Genomic DNA, 25532 nt, shown 5'->3' with positions numbered 1-25532 from the left:
CATCCCATCCTGACTGAGAGGAACGATCATGGTTCTGCGCTCGGAAATTCTGGTGAACAAAAACGTGCTCCCGACTAAAGAACAAGCTCTGCCCGGCCGCGAAACCGCGATGACCCTGCCTGAAAAGCACTTCGTCTTCGACGAAACCCCGCTGCTCGGCCCGTTTTTCCAGGATGTCGATTTCGCAATCTTCGGTCTGGGCTGTTTCTGGGGTGCCGAACGTCGCTTCTGGCAGCGCGAAGGCGTGGTCAGCACGGTGGTTGGTTATGCCGGTGGCTTCACGCCAAACCCGACTTACGAAGAAGTCTGCTCAGGCCTGACCGGCCACGCCGAAGTGGTGCTGGTGGTGTATGACAAGGCGCAAGTCAGCTACGAAGAACTGCTGGCGATGTTCTGGGAATTGCACAACCCGACTCAGGGCATGCGTCAGGGCAACGACATCGGCACCCAGTACCGCTCGGTGATCTACGCGACCTCGCCAGAGCAACTGGATGCTGCGCTGGAGAGTAAGGCGACCTATCAGGCTGAACTGTCGAAAGCGGGCTTGGGTGAAATCAGCACCGAGATCGAACAGGCACCGACCGTGTACTTTGCCGAAACTTATCACCAGCAATACCTGGCGAAAAACCCGGAAGGCTACTGCGGGATTGGCGGCACTGGCGTGTGCATGCCACCGAGTCTGGCCGGTAATTAAGCCTTAAAGCAAAAGATCGCAGCCTTCGGCAGCTCCTGGAGGGATCGAGATCGTCCACAAATGTGTGAGCGTTCACCGAACCCTGTAGGAGCTGCCGCAGGCTGCGATCTTTTGATCCTGCCGTTGATCAGCTCTCTGCAATCAACCAATCCATCTGCCAGCCGCCCTGGGTCTGGCCCAATTTCTTCGACAACCACGGCAGCAGCTCACGCAACTCTTCCTCCAGCCCCCACGGCGGATTGGCAATCGCCATTCCCGAGCCGTTCAGGCTGTTCGGCGTATCCAATGGATGCACCAACAACTCCACGCGTAACAATTTCGGCGCACCAGTGCCGGCCAGGTCCTGATAGAAACGGCGCAACGCACGCTGATCCTTCACCGGGTACCAGATCGCCGTCACGGTTTGACGCATCCGGCCAATGGCCTCTTTCATCGACGCCGCACAACGCTGCATTTCATCGAGCTGCTCGAACGGCGGATCAATCAACATCACCGCGCGCTTCTCCTGCACCGGCAACATCGCCCGCGCAACATGCCAGCCCTCGCCCAGATGCACTTTCACCCGACGATCGCCGGCCATGTTGTCTTTGAGCAGCACGCCGTCTTCAGGGTGCTTCTCGTTGAGCATCACCCGATCCTGCGGCCGAGTCAGACGCCGCGCCAGCTCCGGCGAACCCGGGTAGTAGCGCAACTGGCCATCCGGGTTCATCTCGTGCAGGACTTTCATGTAGTCGGCGGTCAGCGCCGGCAGGTCCGGCTGATCCCACAAACGCGCGATGCCTTCCAGGTACTCGCCGGTACGGTTGGCCTGATCGCCCTGCAAGTCATACAGACCGATGCCGGCGTGGCTGTCGAGATAGGCAAACGGCTGCTCCTTGCGCGACATCAGGGCGATGAGACGGGTCAAGGTCAGGTGTTTGAACACATCGGCGTGATTGCCGGCATGGAAGGCGTGACGATAATTCATGATTGCTCCTGCGAAGGCCGCGAAGTTTACCTTTTACCGGGCGGCAAGTCAGGGGTTGGTAGCCGAGCGGCCTCTTACATGTTAAGAATCTGACCCAACCCCATCGCCACAGGTCATTTATCTCGCTTAACAGGCAGGTACCCGCCGACAGGAAGTCCAACCCATGCGTCACCCGATCTTTTTCTCTCTGTGCCTGATCTGCTCAATGCACGCTGTTTCGGGCGAAAACCACATTGCGCAGGCCCGCCAAATGCTCAAGAACTACGGCTTGAGTCACTGCATCCTGAAGCCATTCAAAGAAAATTCAGCCTTGGAAAAGGACATCGGTCTGTCCGCTGGTGCTTACTCGTTCATGGGCAAAGGCATGCACTCCGTCCTGCAGAATGAAGACACGCTGCAAGTGCTGCACGATCCATATAAAGAAACCAGAAACTATGTGTATGCGGCCTACAAGCAGACACCGTCGATCAGCAAACACTCGAACAGCAATGTCGTTTTTTATGGGTGCCTGGAGGTCTACAACTCAGAGCCTTTCGACAGTTTTATCAAGACACAGGATCGCTACATCGCAGACTGACTGCCGTACCCTCAACGTCAAAAGATCGCAGCCTTCGGCAGCTCCTACAGGGGATTTCATGTAGGAGCTGCCGAAGGCTGCGATCTTTTGATTTTGCTCCTGAAAATTCAGGAAGGCATCGCGCGCAACCGCTTGCCGATGACATCCAGGACATCACAGCCGTCGCGCAGCGGAATCACGCAGAGCTGGGCGAAGTCGCTGAGGATGACGGAGTCGCATTCGACCGAGCCGCGCATGCACATGTTTTCCAGGACCTGAATCACGGCGCGCAGGCGATGGTTGGCGGCGTCCAGGAGGATGTCGAGGGGGACGTGGGTGTCGATGAACAGGGTGGGCATGTCGCTGCAATTGCCGGTCAGGGCCATGAAGCGGTTGTCGGGATGGGGGATGATTTTTTCGTAGGGTGGATCGGGTTTCAATGTTGGCACTGGACTAACTCCTAACGTATTAACTGAAGCCGCCAGATTTCACTTCCACGCGAAAGGTGGCGGCTGTACGCAGGTGTGGAAGACCGGGACGTTAGGCACCCGGCGCACTCGAAAGCGCCCCGCGCACAGCCACCATTAACTGCAGACGTTAAAGCACGCCTTACTGGTGACGCTGATGCGCCTAACGATAAAAGGACTTCCACGCCCTGTCACCGAATTTGCGGTGACAGCCAAAAGACTACCCCCGTACCCCAACGCCCACCAGTTCATGAAAACCGCCGCAACTCGAAGGAAATGTCCGAGGCCTTCGCCCGGAAATTTCACCCCGACTCTGCCAGCAAAAACTTCAGTAACGCCGATTGCGACGATTCTTCCGACACTGCAACCCGGAAAAACTGCCTGACCTTGCAGCGCAGAACAGCCTCGGGAAATGCCTCGTACAACGCCGGATGTTCCTCGCTCAGCCACTGCACAGCATTGCTGACCTGAACCTCATCACCGCTCGCAGCCAATACCGAGTCAGGCACCTTCCACCAAGGAAACACCTGCCCCGAAACCTGCGCCCTGCCCCCGATATCAACAGCCTGACCATTGATGAGTCCGCGCGAGATCACCGGCAACAGCTGCGCCGAATCCACATCAGCAGACCGCAGGATCGGCAACAAGAACCGTCCATCCCAGAAGCGGAAAAACACGGCTTTCCCGTCCGGCATCAACACTTGCGTCAGGCTGCGAAAATGCTCGACCACCACCTCAAGACTCGCCGAAGACACCGCCAACCATCCCCAGTCGCGGGACTCGGTAGTCGCCACCCAATCCAGAAACTCACTTTCCGCCGAGACAATTCCCACGAAGGGCATCACCGCATCCCACTCGGCGTAGATCGTGTCCGCCCAAACTGGGCCAGGCGCCAACTGCATTGGCGGCTTGGCAGCGCTGGCATTGCTGAAGATGGCGAACAACTGCTCCGACGGTTTCAGCGGCTCACGCGCCAGCCATGCACGCGGCTCAAGACATTCAGGCTGCACAAACACCTTCCTTGCAACGCTCACACTCTTCGCAGAATGGCGCGTCACCTTTGAAACTCATGATCTGCGCGGCCGTCAGCATCGCTGCCGGGGCCGCCACCAAATTCTCCGGCAACCCCGGCACACTCGGCGCCGCGCTCATCGCCGCCATCGGCGCGCCACCCACCACAATCGGCACGCTGCTGAAAATTCCGCCGGGGCCGATGTTGATCCACTGCCCGCCCGCCTGAATCGTCGCGCTCGCGCCACCATCGATGACCACTTGCTGACCGGCGCTGACGTGGAATTGCGCACTGGCGCTGGTCGCCTGACTGCTCACGCTGATATGCCGATCGCCAACAACCGTCAGATGATCGTCCTGCCTGACTTCGGTCTGGCGTTGGCCGTGTGTGATGCGTTGTTCGTCAGCCTTCAATTCATGTTTGGCGGTGCCGGTGACGACGATGCTGCGCTGGTTGTCGACCTGCACTTGTTGATCATTCAACACATGCTGAGTCCAGTTGCGCTGGGCGCGCAGATAGATTTCCTCGGCGCCTTTTTTGTCTTCTATGCGCAGCTCGTTGTACCCGCCACCACCGGGGCTGCTCTGACTGCGGAAGACGCTGCGGGTCTTGTCCGCGGGCAAGTCCAGTGGCACCGGGGTCGCCGCGTTTGGCAGGCAACCCATCACCAGCGGCTTGTCAGCATCGGCATCGATGAAACCGACCAGCACTTCCATGCCCACGCGCGGGATCAACACGCTGCCATAGCGATCGTGAGCCCAGCCAGTGGCAACTCGCAGCCAGCAACTGGCGTGATCGTTGAGTTCGCCGTCGCGATCCCAGGCCAGTTGCACCTTGACCCGACCGTACTCGTCGCAGTGGATTTCGCTGTCCTGTGGCCCGGTGACAACGGCCGGTTGATAGCCGAGCATCCTTGGCTTTTCCGGCCCCAGGGCTGGACGAAAGAACACCTCCCACGGTGTCGCGAGAAAGGTATTACGGTAACCGCGGAATTCTTCCCCATCGCTGGTCACCGATTCCTCCAGCACTTGCGGCTGCCGGCCACGGTGTTCGATGGCGGTGAGCAGCCACAGATCATTCCATTCCTGGCGCGGGTGCTCCGCCAGTTGCAGGAAATGTCCACAAACCAGCGCAGATTCATCGCTGATGCCTTCGGCCTGACGGTAATCGGCGACATGTCGCTCAAGTGCGCGCTGGGCGAGGTGCTTGCCGGTTTCACGGTCGTTGAATTGGCCGGGAAAGTGGTAATCCTCCAGCACCGGACGTTGTTCACCGTCGATGCGGCTTTCCAGTTGCAAACGCGGCTTGGCGAAGTTGTAGTCGCGCCGGGCGACTACGCTGGTACGGGTTTCCAAGCGAACATTGAAGCGCTGAATCGCCGGCGCCCCGCCAGCCATGCCGCTGCCCGGCAAATAAAGGGTCGGCTCGGCCAGGCGCGGGAACACCGTTTGATCGTCGCCGAACACCAACAGATGGCCTTCGGGACTGTGCTGAAAATGGAAGTGAATGCCGACTTCGGCGCACAGGCGCTGGATAAACGCGAGATCACTTTCCCCGTACTGCACGCAATATTCGCGCACCGGGTATTCGCTGCCGAGACGAAACTCGAAGGCATCGCGCAGGATCGCGTGGTCCTTGAGGACCTGCTCTACGATTTGCGGCACGCTCCGATGCTGGAAAATCCGCTGATTGATGCGCTGACCGAGGTACGTCAGACGCGGGACAAGGCTTAGGTGATAACGAGTAAGACGTTTCCCGGAGTCGCCCTGCCCGACCTGATAGATCTGACCGTGAACGCCGGAACCGTCCGCATCAAAACTCAGAAACGCCTGACAGTGCAGCAGGCTTTCGAGGTCCAGGTCCGGCCGCTCGCTGACCAGTTCCAGCTCGAAACGAAAGGGTTGGCTGATGGCTTCCGTGCCCGTGAACTCAAGGACTTTGAGGTCGTGCGGGGCGCCTTCGAGGGTCAACGTGAAACGCGGTTGATTGGCAGGCGCGAACATCCGATGTCTCTCTGCAGAATGAAGGGCGGGCGATTCTGCATGAGAGGCAAGGGGGGCTGGGTGGGTGACGGAAAAATCAGATTTGCCCTACTTTGACTGTCTAAATGCCCTACTTAAATTGCCGCATCCAACTACAGACAGATCCCTCGAACCCACCACCGACCCCCTGTAGGAGTGAGCCTGCTCGCGATAGCGGTCTGACATTCAGCATTGATGTCGACTGACACACCGCTATCGCGAGCAGGCTCACTCCTACAGGGGAGCACGGTGAATCGGAGAAAACACAGGCACAAAAAAACGGCCCGCCTCCTTATGGGAGACGGGCCGTTTTCTGGTGAGCCTCAGCTCGGAACAATCACTTGTTCAGGTTGTAATCTTTTTCTGCCGCTTCGAAACGCTGCACCATGCCAGCCGTCGGCTTACCGAGCTTGCTGACGATGACGATGACCAGGCTGGCGAGGATGAAGCCCGGGATGATTTCGTACAGACCCATCACGTCAAGCTGCTTCCAGGCGACCACGGTGATCGCGCCGACCAGAATACCGGCCAGTGCGCCGTCACGGGTCATGCCTTTCCAGATTACCGAGATCAACACAACCGGACCGAATGCAGCACCGAAACCGGCCCAAGCGTAGCTGACCAGACCCAGCACCTGGTTTTTCGGGTTAGCTGCCAATGCGATGGCGACCAGTGCAACCAGCAACACCATGGCGCGACCGACCCATACCAGCTCTTTCTGCGAAGCGGTCTTGCGAATGAACGCTTTGTAGAAGTCTTCGGTCAGGGCGCTCGAGCACACCAGCAACTGGCAGCTCAGGGTGCTCATGACGGCAGCCAGAATGGCCGACAGCAGCACACCGGCAACCCATGGGTTGAACAGCAGTTTGGCCAGTTCGATGAACACGCGCTCGTTGTTCTCGGTAACAGGACCCGCTACTTCCGGGTGCGCCGAGAAGTAAGCGATACCGAAGAAGCCCACGGCCACGGTGCCGCCCAGGCACAGGATCATCCAGGCCATGGAAATGCGACGCGCCTTGGCAATCGATTTGACCGAATCAGCGGCCATGAAACGCGCGAGAATGTGCGGCTGGCCAAAGTAGCCCAGACCCCAGCCCAGCAACGAGATGATGCCGATGAAGGACGTGCCTTTGAGCATGTCGAAGTTGCTTGGATCTTGTGCTTCGATCGCCAGGAACGTGGTATCGACGCCGCCGGTGGCCAGCAGCACGATGATCGGCGTCAGGATCAGAGCGAAGATCATCAGCGTGGCTTGTACGGTGTCAGTCCAGCTCACCGCGAGGAAACCACCGACGAAGGTGTAGGCAATCGTCGCCGCAGCACCGGCCCACAGCGCAGTCTCGTAGGTCATGCCGAAAGTGCTTTCGAACAGACGGGCGCCAGCGACGATGCCGGATGCGCAGTAAATGGTGAAGAACACCAGAATCACAACAGCCGAGATAATCCGCAGCAGGCCGCTTTTGTCTTCGAAACGGCTGGAGAAGTAGTCCGGCAGGGTCAGTGCGTCGCCGTTGTGCTCGGTCTGCACGCGCAGACGGCCGGCAACGAACAGCCAGTTCAGGTAGGCACCGATGATCAGACCGATGGCGATCCAGCTTTCGGAAAGACCGGACATATAGATGGCGCCCGGCAGGCCCATCAACAACCAGCCACTCATGTCGGAGGCACCGGCAGACAGTGCGGTCACGACGCTGCCCAGGCTACGGCCGCCCAGAATGTAGTCAGAAAGGTTGTTGGTGGAGCGATAGGCCATGAGACCGATCAGCACCATTGCTGCGATGTAGATCACGAATGTGATCAGGGTTGGATTACTTACGCTCATTGAGTTACGCCCTGGCTTTGTTTTTATGTAGCGGCGGTGGTGAACCGCTCGCAAACGACGACGTTTGGCAGACGATCCGGGATCCCGCGCATTTAGGACTGATGTTTCCCCAGGAAAGCCATCAGCCGGGTGCATCGGGTATTCCGGTTGCACCTTGGGCGCGAATGCTATGCAACAAATCAAATAAGGTGCAACCAGTTTCGCCAGAATAAGTTGCACCTAGTCGGATTTATCGACGACGACCCCGTTTTTGCTCCCTTTTGTAACAGTTATGGCCTTTTGCTAGAAGCAAAAGCACCAAACAGGAGCAGCACTTTCGTACCAGAAATTATTTCCTGACGAGCTGCCTATAATTCCGACAAAAAAAGGGTTGCACCCGGTTGCACCTCTTTCGGTGCGCGGCTAATCTTGCGGCCAGCTGATGCCACGCAACTGTGGCAACCATGAGGATAAAAATATGGCTACCACCACCCTTGGGGTCAAACTCGATGACCCGACCCGCGAGCGCCTGAAGGCCGCCGCAACCTCGATTGATCGTACGCCGCACTGGCTGATCAAGCAGGCAATTTTCAATTACCTGGAAAAACTCGAGGGTGGTGCAACCCTGACCGAGCTGAACGGCTTGACCGCCAAGGACGCCGACGACTCGGGTGAAGTCCACAACGATCACGCCCACCAGTGCTTCCTTGAATTCGCAGAAAGCATTCTGCCGCAATCGGTGCTGCGCGCCTCCATCACCGCCGCCTACCGTCGCCCTGAGCCGGAAGTGGTACCGATGCTGATCGAGCAGGCTCGCCTGCCGGTAACCATGGCCGAAGCCACCAACAAACTCGCTGCGTCCATCGCAGAAAAACTGCGCAACCAGAAAAGTGCCGGCGGTCGTGCAGGCATTGTTCAAGGTCTGTTGCAGGAATTTTCCCTGTCGTCCCAGGAAGGCGTGGCGCTGATGTGCCTGGCCGAAGCGCTGCTGCGTATCCCGGACAAGGGCACTCGCGATGCGCTGATCCGCGACAAGATCAGCACCGGCAACTGGCACCCGCACTTGGGCAACAGCCCGTCGCTGTTCGTCAACGCCGCCACCTGGGGTCTGCTGCTGACCGGCAAACTGGTGTCGACGCACAACGAAGCCGGCCTGACTTCGTCCTTGAGCCGCATCATCGGCAAGAGCGGCGAGCCGATGATCCGCAAGGGCGTCGACATGGCCATGCGCCTGATGGGCGAGCAGTTCGTGACCGGCGAGACCATCGCTGAAGCACTGGCCAACGCGAGCAAGTTCGAAGCCAAGGGCTTCCGCTATTCCTACGACATGCTCGGTGAAGCAGCGCTGACCGAACACGACGCGCAAAAGTACCTGGCGTCGTACGAACAAGCGATCCACTCGATCGGCAAAGCCTCTCACGGTCGTGGGATTTATGAAGGCCCGGGCATCTCGATCAAGCTGTCGGCACTGCACCCGCGTTACAGCCGTGCGCAGTACGAGCGCGTGATGGAAGAGCTGTACCCGCGCCTGTTGTCGCTGACCTTGCTGGCCAAGCAGTACGACATCGGCCTGAACATCGACGCTGAAGAAGCTGACCGTCTCGAGCTGTCACTGGATCTGCTCGAACGCCTGTGCTTCGAACCGCAATTGACTGGCTGGAACGGCATCGGTTTCGTCATCCAGGCTTACCAGAAGCGCTGCCCGTATGTGATCGACTACGTGATTGACCTGGCTCGCCGTAGCCGTCATCGCCTGATGATCCGTCTGGTGAAAGGCGCGTACTGGGACAGCGAAATCAAGCGCGCCCAGGTCGAAGGCCTGGAAGGCTACCCGGTATACACCCGCAAGGTGTACACCGACGTTTCCTACATCGCTTGCGCACGCAAACTGCTGTCGGTGCCGGAAGTCATCTACCCGCAGTTCGCCACGCACAACGCCCACACCCTGTCGGCCATTTACCACATTGCCGGTCAGAACTATTACCCCGGCCAGTACGAATTCCAGTGCCTGCACGGCATGGGCGAACCGCTCTACGAGCAGGTTGTAGGCAAAGTTTCCGAAGGCAAGCTGAACCGTCCGTGCCGCGTGTACGCACCGGTCGGCACTCATGAAACCCTGCTGGCGTACCTCGTGCGTCGTCTGTTGGAAAACGGCGCGAACACCTCGTTCGTCAACCGCATCGCCGACCAATCGATTTCGATTCAGGAGCTGGTGGCCGATCCGGTTGCCCAGATCGAGCAGATGGCGACCGTGGAAGGTGGCTTCGGCCTGCCGCACCCGCGTATCCCGCTGCCGCGTGACCTTTATGGCTCCGAGCGCGCCAACTCCAGCGGCATCGACATGGCCAACGAACACCGTTTGGCGTCGTTGTCCTGCGCGTTGCTCGCCACCGCACACAACGACTGGAAAGCCGCGCCGATGCTTGGTTGCACTTCCAGCACCGAAACGCCTGCGCCAGTGCTGAACCCTGCGGATCACCGTGATGTGGTCGGCCACGTGCAGGAAGCTACGGTTGAAGACGTCGACAACGCTATTCAATGCGCCCTGAACGCTGCGCCGATCTGGCAGGCCACCCCGCCCGCTGAACGTGCCGCGATTCTGGAGCGTGCCGCTGATTTGATGGAAGGCGAGATCCAGCCGCTGATGGGCCTGCTGGCTCGCGAAGCCGGCAAGACGTTCGCCAACGCCATTGCCGAAGTCCGCGAAGCCGTCGACTTCCTGCGTTATTACGCGGTGCAAGCACGCAACGACTTCAGCAATGACGCCCACCGCCCACTGGGCCCAGTGGTGTGTATCAGCCCGTGGAACTTCCCGCTGGCGATCTTCAGCGGCCAAGTCGCCGCCGCATTGGCTGCCGGTAACCCGGTATTGGCCAAACCGGCCGAACAAACCCCGCTGGTTGCGGCTCAGGCTGTGCGCCTGATGCTCGAAGCCGGGATTCCGGAAGGCGTGCTGCAACTGCTGCCGGGTCGCGGTGAAACCGTCGGTGCCGGTCTGGTCGGTGATGATCGCGTCAAAGGCGTGATGTTCACTGGCTCCACCGAAGTGGCGCGTCTGCTGCAACGCAACATCGCTGGCCGCCTCGACAACCAGGGTCGTCCGATTCCGCTGATCGCCGAAACCGGTGGCCAGAACGCGATGATCGTCGACTCGTCTGCTCTGACCGAACAAGTCGTGATCGACGTAGTGTCCTCGGCGTTCGACAGCGCTGGTCAGCGTTGCTCGGCCCTGCGCGTACTGTGCTTGCAGGAAGATTCGGCAGACCGCGTCATTGAAATGCTTAAAGGTGCCATGGCGGAATCCCGTCTCGGCAACCCTGAGCGTCTGTCCGTGGACATTGGCCCGGTGATCGACGCCGAAGCCAAGGCCGGCATCGACAAGCACATCCAGGGCATGCGCGATAAAGGTCGCAACGTGTACCAGGTGGCTATCGCTGACACCGAAGAAGTCAAACGCGGCACCTTCGTCATGCCGACCCTGATCGAGCTGGAAAGCTTCGACGAGCTGCAACGCGAGATCTTCGGGCCGGTGCTGCACGTGGTTCGCTACAAGCGCAAAGAGATCGACCAGTTGATCGGCCAGATCAACGCTTCCGGTTATGGCCTGACCCTCGGCGTGCACACCCGTATCGACGAGACCATCGCCAAGGTGATCGACAACGTCAACGCCGGTAACGTCTACGTCAACCGCAACATTGTCGGTGCCGTGGTCGGCGTGCAGCCGTTCGGCGGTGAAGGCTTGTCGGGTACTGGCCCGAAAGCCGGTGGCCCGCTGTACCTGTATCGCTTGCTGTCGACGCGTCCTACCGATGCTATCGAACAGTCCTTCGCTCGCGGTGATGCTGCCGTAGCCCCGGACGTTCGCCTGCGTGACGCCATGAGCAAGCCATTGACCGCCCTGAAAGCCTGGGCTGACAGCAACAAGTTCGCTGATCTGAGCACCCTGTGCGTGCAGTACGCGGCGCAATCGCAAAGCGGCATTACCCGCGTGCTGGCCGGTCCGACCGGTGAGAAGAACAGCTACGCGATCCTGCCGCGCGAACACGTGTTGTGCCTGGCGGACGTTGAAGGCGATCTGCTGACCCAACTGGCGGCGGTACTGGCAGTAGGCGGTTCGGCGGTATGGCCAGAGTCCGACATCAGCAAGGCATTGTTCGCACGCCTGCCGAAGGAAATTCAGGCACGGATCAAACTGGTAGCCGACTGGAATAAAGACGACGTGGTGTTTGATGCGGTTCTGCATCACGGCCATTCGGACCAGTTGCGCGGCGTTTGCCAGCAGATTGCCAAGCGTGCCGGCGCGATCGTTGGGGTTCAGGGCTTGTCCCAGGGCGAGACCAACATTGCGCTGGAGCGTCTGGTGATTGAGCGAGCGTTGAGCGTTAACACCGCTGCGGCGGGTGGTAATGCGAGTTTGATGACCATCGGTTAAACCGCTGCAAATCCAGGCGACCGCAATGGTCGCCTGGAATGAGATCCCCTGTAGGAGTGAGCCTGCTCGCGATAGCGGTCTGTCAGACACATTTACTCTGGCTGATAAACCGCTATCGCGAGCAGGCTCACTCCTACAAAAGATCAAAAGATCGCAGCCTTCGGCAGCTCCTACACCGTCCCATGTAGGAGCTGCCGAAGGCTGCGATCTTTTGCTTCTGTATCACGCCCATCAATCATCCTGTTCAGCCTTTATCAGCAAGCCTAGACTCGGTCCAACCCCAATTTCAGGTAGGCCGCCATGTCCGAGACGCTGCTCAGTTCCCGCAATCTGGCTTTCGAGCTGTATGAAGTCCTTGATGCCGAGGGCCTGACCCGGCGTGAGCGCTTTGCCGAGCACAACCGCGAGACCTTCGATGCCGCCATTGGCACCGCCCGCAACATTGCCGAGAAATACTTCGCGCCGCACAACCGCAAGGGCGACGAGAACGAGCCACGCTACGAGAACGGTCAGGCGATTCTGATTCCCGAGGTGAAACCGGCGGTGGATGCCTTCCTCGAAGCCGGATTCCTCAACGCTGCGAGAAGTTTCGACGCCGGCGGTATGCAACTTCCTACACTGCTGTCGCAAGCCTGCTTCGCGCATTTCCAATCGGCCAATGCTGCTTCGACTTCGTACCCGTTCCTGACCATGGGCGCGGCCAACCTGATCGAAAGCTTCGGCACCGACGAGCAGAAACAGCGCTTCCTGCAACCGATGATCGATGGCCGTTTCTTCGGCACCATGGCCTTGACCGAGCCGCACGCGGGCTCCTCGCTGTCGGATATTCGCACCCGCGCCGAGCCTGCGGCCGACGGCACCTATCGCCTCAAGGGCAACAAGATCTTTATTTCCGGCGGTGATCATCCGCTCTCGGAAAACATCGTGCACATGGTGCTGGCCAAGCTGCCGGACGCGCCGCCTGGGGTGAAAGGCATTTCGCTGTTCATCGTGCCGAAGTTTCTGGTCAACGATGACGGCACCCTCGGCCAACGCAATGACGTACTGCTGGCCGGGCTATTCCACAAGATGGGCTGGCGCGGCACGACGTCGACCGCGCTGAATTTCGGCGATAACGGTGAATGTGTCGGCTATCTGGTCGGTGAAGCGCATCGCGGTTTGAGCTACATGTTCCAGATGATGAACGAGGCGCGGATCGGTGTTGGCATGGGCGCGGTGATGCTCGGTTACGCCGGTTACCTGTATTCGCTGGAATACGCTCGCGAACGTCCGCAAGGCCGGGTGCCGGACAGCAAGGACCCGAGCACCGCGCCCGTGGCGATCATTCAGCACGCCGACGTCAGACGCATGCTGCTGACACAAAAGTCCTACGTCGAAGGTGCCTTTGACCTCGGGCTCTACGCCGCCCGTTTGTTCGATGACACCACCACGCTTGAGACCGAAGCGGAGCGCAAGCACGCCCATGAGCTGCTGGATTTGCTGACACCCATCGTCAAATCCTGGCCATCTGAGTTCTGCCTGAAGGCGAATGAACTGGCGATCCAGATTCTCGGCGGCCACGGTTACACCCGCGAATACCCGGTTGAGCAGTATTACCGCGACAACCGTTTGAACCCGATCCACGAAGGCACCCACGGCATTCAGTCGCTCGACTTGCTCGGGCGCAAACTGGCGCAGAACGGTGGAGCAGGCTTGAAACAACTGGTGCGGCTGATCGCCGACACCGCCGAACGCGCTGTTGCGTACGAATCGTTAACCGCACTGCGTGAGCCGTTGGAAAAACTGGTCGCGCGCCTGCAAGTGGTGACCATCGGTTTGCTGACCGATCTTGCTCAGGGCAAGGTCAACAGCAGCCTGGCGAATTCGGCGCTGTATCTGAAAGTATTTGGCCACACGGTGATTGGCTGGCGCTGGCTGGAGCAGGCGATTCGCGCCGAAGAAGGGTTGGCCAAGGGCAACGCGGCAGACGCCGACTTCTACAAGGGCAAGTTGCAGGCGGCGCGGTATTTCCTGACGTGGGAAGTGCCGGGTTGCCACCATGAGCTGGCGTTGCTGGAGGCGCGGGATGATACGTGTCTGGGGATGCAGGATGCTTGGTTCTGATCTGGATTATGCGTGCGGCTGATACCGTCTTCGCGGGCAAGCACGCTCCCACAGGGTTCTGTGGTGTTCACGCACCATGTGAACACGCCGCAATACCTGTGGGAGCGGGCTTGCCCGCGAAGGGGCCGGAACTGACAGGACATCAGCTCAACCTGAACCCACCCATCTGCCGCGCCAGATCATCCGCCAACCGCTGCAACATCTGACAATCCTCGCGACACGCCCGAACCTCCCCCGCCGTCGCCCGGGCCAGATCGGAAATACCCTGTACGTTACGGTTGATCTCTTCAGTCACCGCTGACTGTTCTTCGGTCGCGGTCGCCACCTGATGGTTCATGTCGCTGATGCGCTCGACCTGCCCGGTAATCGCCGTCAGCGATGCCCCGGTACGCTGGCTCGACTCGACCCCAGTGCCCGTCGCCGCTTGCCCGGTGCGCATCGATGACACGGCATTTTCCGCGCCCTGCTTGAGGCTGCCGATCATCTGCTGGATCTCGTCAGTGGACGCCTGAGTCCGGCGCGCCAAGGTACGAACTTCGTCTGCCACCACCGCAAAACCACGCCCCATGTCACCCGCCCGGGCAGCCTCGATAGCCGCGTTTAGGGCGAGCAAATTGGTCTGTTCAGAGACGCCGCGAATCACCGCCAGCACCGAGTCAATTGACGACACTTGCTGCGCCAGTTCACCCACCGCACCGGCCGCCAGGCCGATTTCATCGGACATGCTTTCAATGTGCCGAATCGAGCCGCCCACCACTTCCCGCGCTTGCATGGCTTCATCCCGCGCGTTTTGCGAAGCGAGTGCGGCGTTGCCGGCGTTCTGCGCGATTTCCTGCACGGTCAGGCCCATTTCGTGGACAGCCGTGGCGACCATGTCGGTCATTTCCTGCTGGCGACCGGAACGCTCGGCAGTGTTTTCCACCACTTTCGCCACCTGCCCCACCGCCGTGCGCAGGCGCTCGCTGGTGGTCAGGACTTCGCCAATCATTTCGCGCTGACTGTCGAGGAAGCGATTGAAGCCGCGCGCCAGGTCACCCAACTCGTCGGCACGGCTGGAATCTAACCGATGGGTCAAATCTCCCCCACCGCTACCGATTGCCACCAACGCGGCTGTTACCTGACGGATCGGCCGCACCAGCCCTTGCGCCAGCCACACCACCAGCAGCAGGCATACCAGCGCCACTGCCAGACCGATTGCGCCGCTCATCCACATCGCCTTGCGGGCTTCGGCGTAGATCTGCGATTGCGGCACTTCGGCCACCAAGGTCCAGCCGAGATCGCGTAACGGCAGGCTGAAAGCGAGAAAATCCTCGCCGTCGCGCTGAAATGAGCGATTGGTCGCAACTTTCTGGCCCATGACCGCTTGCGCCGCTTCAGCGCCGATCTGCTCGCTCAAGGTGCGTTTACCGCTAAACTGCGCTTCAGGATGGACCTGGATCAAACCGTCGGAACGCACGAGATAGACCTTGCCGCGCTCACCAAAGCTGAAATTGTGGATCAGCTCCGAGAGCTCTTTCATGCTCAGTCCAAGGCCTGCCACACCAACGACTTTGCCGGCCTGTTCGACCTTCAAATCGATGAACAGCGCCAGCTCTCCCGTCGCCACGTCGTTGTCGATATTGAGGGTGCGCGGCTGATCGCTGTCGAGGAAGGAATAAAACCAGGCGTCGGCCGGTTTGGCACGGCTGAGGGTGCGATCCAGGCCTTTTTCGCTGATGTAGTGATTGGATTCAGTGCCGATGATCAAAGCAGTAAATGCTTTGTGTTCGGCGCGGATGCCTTCCAGATACTGCGCGAAGCCTGCCGTTTTGCTGCTGTCTTCACCGGCGGCCAACCAGTCGCGCACCATCGAATTGCTGGCGATGTCTTTCGCGGCGGTCAGCGGCTGAATGAGGATGCGTTCGATATCGTTGCGAGTCGCTTCAATGCTCGACGGCAGCGCTTGTTCGACCAGATAGCTCTGGGCGAGGCGGTTGACCACCAGGGTATAAATGCCAACCACGATCAGGATGCTGACCAGCAGGGCGGTGCCCATACTGAGAATCAGCTGCCATTGAATACTGCGTCGCCACAAATGCATGGAGCACTCCCAAAGAATAAGTGGCCGAAACAATGCAACAGCCGTGCCGATTGTATACAACTCAATCGACAATCTATTCTTTGGTTGTGCGCAACTCCATCAACCCTGATTGATGGTCTTGGCGATGGTGTCGACCGTGGCGCTGACTTGCTCTTGGTAACGGTCGAGTTCTTGCTGGTGCTGCTTCTTCATTTCGATCTGCTGCGAGCACAGATTCATCGCCGCCAGTACCAGCAAGCGATCGCCGATCAACGTCGGGTATTTCCTTTTGGTGTCGTCCAGCGCGGCCTTGAGCATGAGCGCCGCGTCCAGCAGGGTCTGTTCTTCCCCGGCCGGTGCCTTGATCGAATAGTCCTCCCCCATAATGGAGACGACTTTTACCCCTGCTGAGTTGTGGTTCATGCGCTGACAGGACCTGCGTTGACGCGATCAACCAGAGCCTGAATGCGTGCGGCGGTGGCACCGTGTTTTTCTTCCTGTTCCATCAGGTTCAGTTGCAGGCTTTCGTTTTCATCCTTGGCCTGGGCCAGTTCCGTGGACAGGGTCTGGTTGGTTTGCGAAAGGGTCTGGTTCTGTTGCACCAGGTCGCTGACGAGCTGTTCCAACTGGCTGAGGGATGCTTCCAACATTTTGATCTTCCAAGCGTTTTTCAAAGGGCGCGTACGATAAAGAAAAGTCGTCGTGGACGCTAGGTTTAAACCGGCGCAAAGCCTTGATTTTCCTGACGGCCGACCGTTCTCGCGAGTTTAAAAGACTGTGATCTGCCGATCTGGTTCCTGCACTTCGTCGCTCAATGCGGGGTGCGACAAATACGCACACGAACTAAAGAGTTCATTTGCCTGACCGATAAGTCATGCAATAGCAGTCTCAGCCCGCATGGATGCGGCCCTTCTCGGTACCCGCCCATGTCCCTCCGCAATATGAATATCGCCCCCCGGGCGTTCACCGGTTTTGCCCTGATCGGCGGCCTGATGCTGATTCTCGGCGTGTTCGCCCTGAACCAGATGAGCAAAATCCGCGCGGCAGGCGAAGACATCGCCACCGCGAGCGTGCCATCGATCAAGGCCCTCGACGAATTCACTCAACTGACCCTGCGTCTGCGCGTGCTGTCGTATCGCTTGCTGATCAACCGTGAGCCGGACGTCCAGCAAAAGACATTTGAGCTCTTCGAGATGCGCAACAAGCAGATCGCCGACGCTCAGCGTGCTTACGAACCACTGATCGATGGCCCGCAGGAACGTGCGGCGTACGACCAGTACGTGCAATTGCTCGCGCAGTACCGCCAGATGGAAGACAGGATGAAAACCCTGTCGCGTAACAATCAGGTCGATGAACTGCGGCAGATGCTCAACAGCGATTTGCTGAGCAATTCGGAAGCCGTGAATACGGCGTTGGCGCGCTTGCTGGAGATCAACACCCAGCAAATCGCCGAAACGGATAAAGGTGCGTCTGACCAGTACTCCATGTCATTCAACCTGGTGGTCACTCTGCTGATCATTGCCAGCGGCCTGACTCTGCTGTTCGCCTGGTTGCTGACCAACAGCATCACCAAGCCAATCTCCAAAGCACTGGAAGCTGCTGAAACCATCGCCGAAGGCAATCTGACTCAGCCGATCCACGTCGACGGTGAAGACGAAGCCGGGCGCTTGCTGGCGGCAATGGCCAAGATGCAATCGAAGCTGCGCGACACCTTGCAGCGGATTTCCGGCTCGGCCACGCAGCTGGCCTCGGCCGCCGAGGAACTGAACAGCGTCACCGACGAAAGCGCCCGCGGCCTGACGCAGCAGAACAACGAAATAGAACAAGCGGCTACAGCGGTCAACGAGATGACCAGCGCGGTGGAAGAAGTCGCACGTAACGCGGTAAGTACCTCGGAAGCCTCGAAGAACGCCACCACGTCTGCCGGTGACGGTCGTGACCTGGTGCAGGAAACGGTCAGCGCCATCGAACGCATGAGCGCCGACGTGCAGAGCACGGCGAGCCTGATCGGCGATCTGGCCAATGAATCCCGTGACATCGGCAAGGTGCTGGACGTGATTCGTGGTCTGGCTGATCAGACCAACCTGCTGGCGCTGAACGCCGCAATTGAAGCCGCGCGTGCTGGTGAGGCCGGTCGTGGTTTTGCGGTGGTGGCGGACGAAGTGCGTGCCTTGGCCCATCGCACGCAGCAGTCGACCAGCGAAATCGAGCGCATGATCGGCAGCATTCAGAGCGGCACCGAACACGCCGTGGATTCGATGCGCAACAGCACCGAGCGTGCTGAATCGACGCTGAACATCGCCCGTGGTGCCGGGATGTCGCTGGACACCATCAACACCGCCATCGTCGAGATCAACGAGCGCAATCTGGTGATCGCCAGCGCTGCTGAAGAGCAGGCGCAGGTGGCGCGGGAAGTCGACCGTAATCTGGTGAACATCCGCGATCTGTCGGTGCAATCGGCGACCGGGGCGAATCAGACCAGCGCGGCGAGTAACGAGCTGTCCCGGCTGGCGCTGGATCTGAACAATATGGTTGGGCGGTTCAGTCTTTAATCGCCAAGAGCAAAGATCGCAGCCTTCGGCAGCTCCTACATGGGATTGATGTACACCCTGTAAGAGCTGCCGCAGGCTGCGATCTTTTGATCTACCAAAAACCTTTTTGACATCACCACATTTCAACAGGTTAGAATCGCTGGCACGCAGACTGCATGGTCAGTTTGTGCCCGTCTTTACGCTTCTGGAGTACTGCCTTTGAATGCGACGACCATCAACAGCCTGTTCTTGATCGGCGCGTTGCTGGTAGGCGCAAGCATTCTTGTCAGCTCACTGTCCTCCCGGCTCGGCATTCCCATTCTGGTCATTATTCTCGCGGTCGGCATGGCCGCCGGGGTCGATGGCGGCGGGATCATTTTCGACAATTACCCCACGGCCTATCTGGTCGGCAACCTCGCGCTGGCAGTGATCCTGCTCGACGGCGGTTTGCGTACGCGGGTATCAAGTTTCCGCGTGGCGTTGTGGCCGGCGCTGTCGCTGGCGACGGTCGGCGTGTTGATCACCACCGGGCTGACCGGCATGGCAGCGGCGTGGCTGTTCGACCTGAACCTGATCCAGGGCCTGCTGATCGGCGCGATTGTCGGCTCCACCGACGCCGCGGCGGTGTTCTCGCTCCTCGGCGGCAAGGGCCTGAACGAACGGGTGAGCGCCAGCCTGGAAATCGAATCCGGCAGCAACGACCCGATGGCGGTGTTCCTCACCGTGACCCTGATCGACATGCTCGCCAGCGGCCAGACCGGTTTGCACTGGAGCCTGCTGACCCACCTGATCCGCGAGTTCGGCATCGGTGGCGTGGTCGGGCTGGGCGGTGGCTGGTTGATGTTGCAAATGGTCAACCGCATCAACCTCGCCGCCGGCCTGTATCCGATTCTGGTGATCGCTGGCGGTCTGGTGGTGTTCGCGCTGACCAACGCCCTGCACGGCAGCGGCTTTCTCGCGGTGTACCTGTGTGGACTGGTGATCGGCAACCGCCCGGTGCGCAGCCGTCACGGCATCCTGCACATGCTTGATGGCATGGCGTGGCTGGCGCAGATCGGCATGTTCCTGGTGCTGGGGCTGCTGGTCACACCGCATGATTTGCTGCCCATCGCCCTGCCCGCCCTCGGCCTGGCGCTGTGGATGATTCTGTTTGCGCGGCCGTTGTCGGTGATGGTCGGCCTGCTGCCGTTCAAGGCGTTCCATGGCCGCGAGAAAGTCTTTATTTCCTGGGTTGGCCTACGCGGCGCGGTACCAATCATTCTTGCGGTGTTCCCGCTGATGGCCGGGCTGCCGAATGCGCAGCTGTACTTCAACCTCGCCTTCTTCATCGTATTGGTGTCGCTGTTGGTGCAGGGCACGAGCCTGCCGTGGGTGGCCAAACTGCTGAAGGTCACCGTACCGCCGGAGCCGGCACCGATTTCCCGATCCGCACTGGAAGTGCACATCACCAGCGAGTGGGAGCTGTTCGTTTATAAGCTCGGCGCGGAGAAATGGTGCATCGGTTCGCCCCTGCGCGAGCTGAAAATGCCCGAAGGCACGCGCATCGCCGCGCTGTTTCGTGGCCAGCAACTGCTCCATCCGTCGGGTAGTACGGTGCTGGAAGTCGATGATTTGCTGTGTGTTATCGGCCATGAACACAACTTGCCAGCGCTCGGAAAACTGTTCAGCCAGGCACCGCAACGTGGCCTCGACCTGCGTTTCTTCGGCGACTTTGTACTCGAAGGAGACGCCCAGCTTAAAGCGGTTGCAGCGCTTTATGGCTTGCCGGCCGAAGGCATCGATCCGGACATGACCCTGGGCACCTTCATTGCCCACAAGGTCGGGGGGGCGCCGATCGTGGGTGACCAGGTGGAGTGGAACAACACCCATTGGACGGTGGCGGTCATGGACGGGAACAAGATTGCCAAAGTGGGCGTCAGATTCCCCGAAGGAAGTCGCCCGGGCCCCGGGCTCTTCCTCTAAACTGCGTCCACTATCACTTGCTTGACCGGTCTCTATGCCTACCCTGCGCTCCTTTTTCGTTGCGGCCCTTCTGGGCCTGAGTCTTACTGTCGGCCCGCTGTACGCCGCCGAACCACCGTCGAGTCAATCCGTGCAGGCCAGCCTCGACAAGCTCGCCGACAGTAAACTGCCGGATGCCGATAAAAAGACCCTGCAAACTGTCCTGCAGAGCACGCTCAATCATCTGAACAATCAGCGTGATTACGAACAGAAGCTGATCGACCTCAAGCAGCAACTGGCCTCCGCGCCCCGGCAGACCATCGAGAGCACACGCGAACTGACGCGTCTCAAGGCCACTGCGGTGGTGCCGGTGACGCAGCGTTTCCCCAAGGAGTCGATCCAGCAGCTGGAGCAAATCCTGACGGATCGCTCGACCCAGCAAAGTGATCTGCAAAAAGCGCTGGCCGAGGCCAACAGCCTGATCATCACCGCGCAGACTCGCCCCGAGCGGGCTCAGGCAGAAATCTCCGCCAGCCAGACGCGCATTCAGCAGATCAACAACATCCTCAAGTCCGGCAAGGACGCGGGCAAGACCGTCAGCGCCGAGCAGCGCGACCAGTTGAATGCCGAGCTGGCGGCGCTTAACGCGCTGATTCCGTTGCGCCGTCAGGAACTGGCCGGCAATAACCAGTTGCAGGATCTGGGCAACGCTCAACATGACCTGCTTTCGGAAAAAACCGACCGCCTCGACCGCGAGATCCAGGAGCTGCAGACCCTGATCAACCAGAAACGTCTGGCGCAGTCTCAGGAAACCGTCACTCAGCAATCTATCGAGGCTCAGAAGGCCGGCAGCAGCAGCCTGCTCGCCACTGAAAGCGCCGCCAACCTCAAACTCTCGGACTACCTGCTCAAGAGTACCGACCGCCTCAACGAGGTCACTCAGCAGAACCTGCAAACCAAACAGCAACTCGACACCCTGACCCAGAGCGACTCCGCCCTCGACGAGCAGATCGCAGTGCTCAAGGGCAGCCTGTTGCTGTCGAAGATTCTCTACAAACAGAAACAGGCTCTGCCACGCCTCAAGGTCGACCGTGATCTGGCGGATCAGATCGCCGACATCCGCTTGTATCAGTTTGATGTCAGCCAGCAGCGTGAGCTGCTGAGCAATCCGGCGGCCTATGTCGAGAACCTGCTGACAACCCAGCCGCCGGAACAGATCACGCCGCAGCTGCGCAAAAGCCTGCTGGAGCTGGCCAACACGCGCGCCGACCTGCTGGAGCGGCTGAACCGCGAATTGAGCGCGATGCTCAACGAATCGATCACCCTGCAACTCAACCAGAAGCAACTGTTGAGTACAGCGCAAAGCCTGCGCGCGACCCTCGACGAGCAGATGTTCTGGATTCCCAGCAACAAACCGCTGGACCTGGAGTGGATGCGCGGCGTGCCGGATCGCCTCAAGCGTCAGGTCGATACGTTGCCGTGGGCTTCCAGCCTGAGCGAGTTGACCGATGGTCTGATCCAGCGCCCGTTGCTGTTCCTGCCGCTGGCGCTGCTGATCGGCGCGTTGCTGTGGCGGCGCAAGAGTCTGTATGGGCGCCTGAACAAGGTTCACCAGGACATCGGCCACTTCAAACGCGACAGCCAGTGGCACACGCCGCAGGCGATCCTGATCAATATTCTGCTGGCGATGCCGGTGGCGCTGGGGCTGGGCCTGTGCGGTCTGGCCTTGCAGATCGACGCCCGCGGGCAGAACGCCAACATGGGCGCGGCGCTGCTGCAAATGGGTCAGGCATGGCTGGTGTTCTACACCGCCTACCGGATTCTGGCGCCGGGCGGCGTGGCCGAATTGCACTTCCGCTGGGAAAAACCCCAGGTCGAATTCCTGCAAGGCTGGGTGCGTCGACTCGGCCTGGTGGTCATGGCACTGGTGGCTGTGGTCGCGGTCGCCGAATTGCAGCCGGCGGCGCTGGCCGACGACGTCCTCGGCATGCCGGTAGTGCTGACCTGCTACGCGTTGATGGCATGGCTGCTCAGCCGTCTGCTGATCAGCAGCCCTACCCACCAAAACGCCTCGCTGTTCCGCAAGGCGCTGGGCGTGATGTTTACTCTGCTGCCAATCGCGTTGTTCGTAGCCGTTTGCTTTGGTTACTACTACACCGCGCTGAAACTCAGCGATCGCTTGATCAACACGCTCTATCTGCTGATGTTCTGGCTGGTGATCGAAGCCACCTTCGTTCGCGGCCTCAGCGTTGCCGCGCGGCGTCTGGCCTACCAGCGCGCCTTGGCCAAACGCCAGGCAGCGAAGGAGGCCGGCGACGGCGAAGCGGTCATTGAAGAGCCGACGCTGGACATCGAAAAGGTCAACGAACAGTCCCTGCGCCTGATCCGTCTGGCCCTGCTCGGCGGTTTCATCGCGGCGCTGTACTGGGTCTGGTCGGACCTGATCTCGGTGTTCTCGTACCTCGACAACATCACCCTTTACGAATACACCAGCGGCACCGGCGCCAACATGAGCATGGTGCCGATCAGCATCGGCGACATGCTGGGTGCGCTGATCATCATCGGCATCACCTTTGCCCTGGCGCGCAACTTGCCCGGCCTGCTCGAAGTGTTCGTGCTGTCGAAACTCAATCTGGCGCAGGGCAGCGCTTACGCGACCACGACGCTGCTGTCCTACGTGATCGCCGGCATCGGCTTCGTCACGACCCTGTCGACCCTCGGCGTGAGTTGGGACAAGTTGCAATGGCTGGTGGCGGCGCTGTCGGTCGGCCTCGGTTTCGGTATGCAGGAGATCTTCGCCAACTTCATCTCCGGCATCATGATCCTGTTCGAACGCCCGGTGCGGATCGGTGACACCATCACCATCGGCAACCTGTCGGGCACGGTGAGCAAGATCCGCATCCGCGCCACGACCATTACCGACTTCGACCGCAAAGACATCATTGTCCCGAACAAGACGTTCATCACCGGGCAACTGATCAACTGGTCGCTGACCGACACCGTCACCCGAGTCACGCTCAAACTGGGCGTCGATTACGGTTCCGATCTGGATCTGGTCAAGGAGCTGCTGCTCAAGGCCGCCCGGGAAAACCCGCGCGTGCTCAAGGAACCGGAGCCGCTTGTGTACTTCCTCAACTTCGGCGAAAGCACCCTCGACCACGAACTGCGCATGCACGTACGCGATCTGGGTGACCGCAACCCGGTGCTTGATGAGGTCAACCGCTTCATCAACCGCGAGTTCAAGAAGCAGCACATCAACATCTCGTTCCGCCAGATGGAGGTTTACCTGAAGAACCTGCATGGCCAGGAATACAAGTTGGTGCCCATCGAAGCGGAAACCAAAACCATCGTGCCGGTTGGCGCCGAGCAAAAACCGCTGCAAGATTCGCCACAAGAGCCATTGCAAGAGCCGCCACCGACCAAACTCGACTAACCCGGTTAATCCCAGCAGAATGCTCGGACATTCTGCTGGAGCCGGCCCTTGAAAGCCCTCGACGAACTGACCTTCGACAATCGTTTCGCCCGCCTCGGCGATGCGTTCTCAGCCCATGTGCTGCCCGAGCCGATCGACAACCCGCGTCTGGTCGTCGCAAGTCCCGCAGCGCTCGCCCTGCTGGATCTGGAGCCGGCCACCGCCGAAACCCAAGAGTTTGCCGAACTGTTCGGCGGCCACAAACTGTGGGCCGATGCCGAGCCGCGAGCGATGGTTTACTCCGGGCATCAGTTCGGTGGCTACACACCGCAACTGGGTGATGGTCGCGGCTTATTGCTCGGCGAGGTCTACAACGCGGCCGGCGAGCACTGGGACTTGCACCTCAAGGGCGCCGGGCAGACGCCGTTTTCGCGCATGGGCGATGGTCGCGCCGTGCTGCGTTCGTCGATCCGTGAATTCCTCGCTTCCGAAGCGCTGCACGCGCTGAACATTCCTTCCTCGCGCGCCGCCTGCGTGATCGGCTCCGACACCCCGGTCTGGCGCGAAAAGCAGGAACGCGCCGCGATGGTGCTGCGTCTGGCGCCGAGCCATATCCGCTTTGGCCACTTCGAATATTTCTACTACACCAAGCGTCCCGAGCAGCAGAAGTTGCTCGGCGAGCATGTGCTGGCGATGCATTTTCCGCAATGCCTGGAGCAACCCGAACCGTATCTGGCGATGTTCCGCGAGATCGTCGAGCGCAACGCCGAGCTGATCGCCAAATGGCAGGCCTACGGGTTCTGCCACGGCGTGATGAACACCGACAACATGTCGATCCTGGGCATCACCTTCGACTTCGGCCCGTTCGCCTTTCTTGATGACTTCGACGCCAACTTCATCTGCAACCACTCGGACGATCAGGGCCGCTACTCCTTCAGCAATCAAGTGCCCATCGGCCAGTGGAACCTCAGCGCTCTGGCTCAGGCGTTGACGCCGTTCATCAGCGTTGAAGCCCTGCGCGAAACGCTCGGCTTGTATTTACCATTGTTCCAGGCGCACTACCTCGACCTGATGCGCCGTCGTTTCGGTTTCACCACGGCTGAAGACGACGATCAATTGCTGCTGGAAAACCTGCTGCAACTGATGCAGAACAGCGGCGTCGACTACACGCTATTCTTCCGCCGGCTCGGTGATCAATCCGCAGAACTGGCCGTTGCTCAATTGCGTGACGACTTCGTCGACATCAAAGGCTTCGACGCCTGGGGCGAACGCTATGTGGCGCGGGTTGCCCGTGATGGCGCGCTCGATCAAGAGCAACGCCGCACGCGCATGCACGCGGTCAATCCGCTGTACATCCTGCGTAATTATCTGGCGCAAAAAGCGATTGATGCGGCTGAACAAGGGGACTACTCAGAGGTTCGCCGGTTGTACGCGGTGTTGAGCAAGCCGTTCGAGGAACAACCGGGGATGGACAGCTATGCCGAGCGCCCGCCCGAGTGGGGCAAGCATTTGGAGATCAGTTGTTCGTCGTAAGGC

Annotated in this window: 16 protein-coding genes and 2 pseudogenes; 9 read left to right on the top strand and 9 right to left on the bottom strand. The window is 59.8% G+C overall.

The genetic code is table 11. From position 1 onward, the window contains the following. The first annotated feature begins 28 nt into the window (after positions 1-28). Positions 29-694, top strand: coding sequence for a peptide-methionine (S)-S-oxide reductase MsrA (gene msrA / locus ACA061_RS02205; RefSeq protein ID WP_150604885.1), 666 nt, complete (start codon positions 29-31; stop codon positions 692-694). Positions 695-821: 127 nt separating this feature from the next. Here the strand turns inward: msrA and ACA061_RS02200 are convergent, their stop codons facing one another. After that, positions 822-1661, bottom strand: coding sequence for a 23S rRNA (adenine(2030)-N(6))-methyltransferase RlmJ (locus tag ACA061_RS02200; protein ID WP_047299449.1), 840 nt, complete (start codon positions 1659-1661; stop codon positions 822-824). 163 nt (positions 1662-1824) lie between these two features. Here ACA061_RS02200 and ACA061_RS02195 point away from each other — a divergent pair, with 163 nt between their 5' ends. Next, on the top strand, positions 1825-2238 hold the full coding sequence (locus ACA061_RS02195) for a T6SS amidase immunity protein Tai4 family protein (RefSeq protein WP_497300481.1): 414 nt from the start codon (positions 1825-1827) through the stop codon (positions 2236-2238). Between the two features lie 107 nt (positions 2239-2345). Here the strand turns inward: ACA061_RS02195 and ACA061_RS02190 are convergent, their stop codons facing one another. The 4 genes from ACA061_RS02190 to putP all read right to left on the bottom strand — a co-directional run bounded on the left by ACA061_RS02190 (position 2346) and on the right by putP (position 7539). Beyond that, positions 2346-2666: a hypothetical protein gene (locus tag ACA061_RS02190; protein ID WP_047299446.1), complete on the bottom strand. Its 321-nt coding sequence runs from the start codon at positions 2664-2666 to the stop codon at positions 2346-2348. A gap of 320 nt (positions 2667-2986) precedes the next feature. Next, positions 2987-3694 (bottom strand): DUF4123 domain-containing protein, encoded by a 708-nt coding sequence (locus tag ACA061_RS02185; RefSeq protein WP_497300480.1) that lies wholly within the window; start codon positions 3692-3694, stop codon positions 2987-2989. Then, a complete protein-coding gene (locus tag ACA061_RS02180) occupies positions 3684-5699 on the bottom strand; it encodes a type VI secretion system Vgr family protein (protein ID WP_497300479.1) in 2016 nt (671 codons plus the stop codon). Before ACA061_RS02180 ends, ACA061_RS02185 begins: the two co-directional genes overlap by 11 nt. 355 nt (positions 5700-6054) lie before the next feature. Beyond that, complete coding sequence (putP, locus tag ACA061_RS02175; protein WP_150617522.1) at positions 6055-7539, bottom strand: sodium/proline symporter PutP; 1485 nt, start codon at positions 7537-7539, stop codon at positions 6055-6057. Between the two features lie 457 nt (positions 7540-7996). Here putP and putA point away from each other — a divergent pair, with 457 nt between their 5' ends. Both putA and ACA061_RS02165 read left to right on the top strand, forming a co-directional pair. Beyond that, positions 7997-11950: a trifunctional transcriptional regulator/proline dehydrogenase/L-glutamate gamma-semialdehyde dehydrogenase gene (gene putA, locus ACA061_RS02170; protein ID WP_210554295.1), complete on the top strand. Its 3954-nt coding sequence runs from the start codon at positions 7997-7999 to the stop codon at positions 11948-11950. A gap of 300 nt (positions 11951-12250) precedes the next feature. Then, complete coding sequence (locus tag ACA061_RS02165) at positions 12251-14053, top strand: acyl-CoA dehydrogenase (protein WP_210554296.1); 1803 nt, start codon at positions 12251-12253, stop codon at positions 14051-14053. A 142-nt stretch (positions 14054-14195) separates the two neighbouring features. Here ACA061_RS02165 and ACA061_RS02160 read toward each other — a convergent pair whose 3' ends face one another. The 4 genes and pseudogenes from ACA061_RS02160 to ACA061_RS02145 all read right to left on the bottom strand — a co-directional run bounded on the left by ACA061_RS02160 (position 14196) and on the right by ACA061_RS02145 (position 16762). Continuing rightward, positions 14196-14927 (bottom strand): methyl-accepting chemotaxis protein, encoded by a 732-nt coding sequence (locus ACA061_RS02160; RefSeq protein WP_497301908.1) that lies wholly within the window; start codon positions 14925-14927, stop codon positions 14196-14198. 132 nt (positions 14928-15059) lie between these two features. Then, positions 15060-16088: pseudogene (locus ACA061_RS02155) on the bottom strand (HAMP domain-containing protein); the annotation flags it as partial. Between the two features lie 144 nt (positions 16089-16232). Further along, complete coding sequence (locus ACA061_RS02150; RefSeq protein WP_150604878.1) at positions 16233-16535, bottom strand: cell division protein ZapA; 303 nt, start codon at positions 16533-16535, stop codon at positions 16233-16235. After that, positions 16532-16762: a hypothetical protein gene (locus ACA061_RS02145; RefSeq protein WP_042557307.1), complete on the bottom strand. Its 231-nt coding sequence runs from the start codon at positions 16760-16762 to the stop codon at positions 16532-16534. Before ACA061_RS02145 ends, ACA061_RS02150 begins: the two co-directional genes overlap by 4 nt. Positions 16763-17038: 276 nt before the next feature. Here ACA061_RS02145 and ACA061_RS02140 point away from each other — a divergent pair. The 5 genes and pseudogenes from ACA061_RS02140 to selO form a co-directional block, all read left to right on the top strand. Next, a pseudogene (locus tag ACA061_RS02140) lies at positions 17039-17761 on the top strand (MCP four helix bundle domain-containing protein); the annotation flags it as partial. A gap of 30 nt (positions 17762-17791) precedes the next feature. After that, a complete protein-coding gene (locus ACA061_RS02135) occupies positions 17792-18664 on the top strand; it encodes a methyl-accepting chemotaxis protein (protein WP_371042268.1) in 873 nt (290 codons plus the stop codon). Between the two features lie 198 nt (positions 18665-18862). Then, the gene (locus ACA061_RS02130; RefSeq protein WP_150604876.1) at positions 18863-20605 is read left to right on the top strand and encodes a potassium/proton antiporter; all 1743 of its coding nucleotides are present in this window, start codon (positions 18863-18865) and stop codon (positions 20603-20605) included. A 34-nt stretch (positions 20606-20639) separates the two neighbouring features. Further along, positions 20640-24017 (top strand): mechanosensitive channel MscK, encoded by a 3378-nt coding sequence (gene mscK, locus ACA061_RS02125; RefSeq protein WP_150617518.1) that lies wholly within the window; start codon positions 20640-20642, stop codon positions 24015-24017. Between the two features lie 48 nt (positions 24018-24065). After that, positions 24066-25529: a protein adenylyltransferase SelO gene (gene selO / locus ACA061_RS02120; RefSeq protein WP_497300478.1), complete on the top strand. Its 1464-nt coding sequence runs from the start codon at positions 24066-24068 to the stop codon at positions 25527-25529. Positions 25530-25532: the final 3 nt, after the last annotated feature.

The organism is Pseudomonas sp. LBUM1668 (assembly GCF_059695715.1).
Note: the sequence above shows the minus strand (reverse complement) of the source record. Positions and strands in the feature narration are given on the sequence as shown.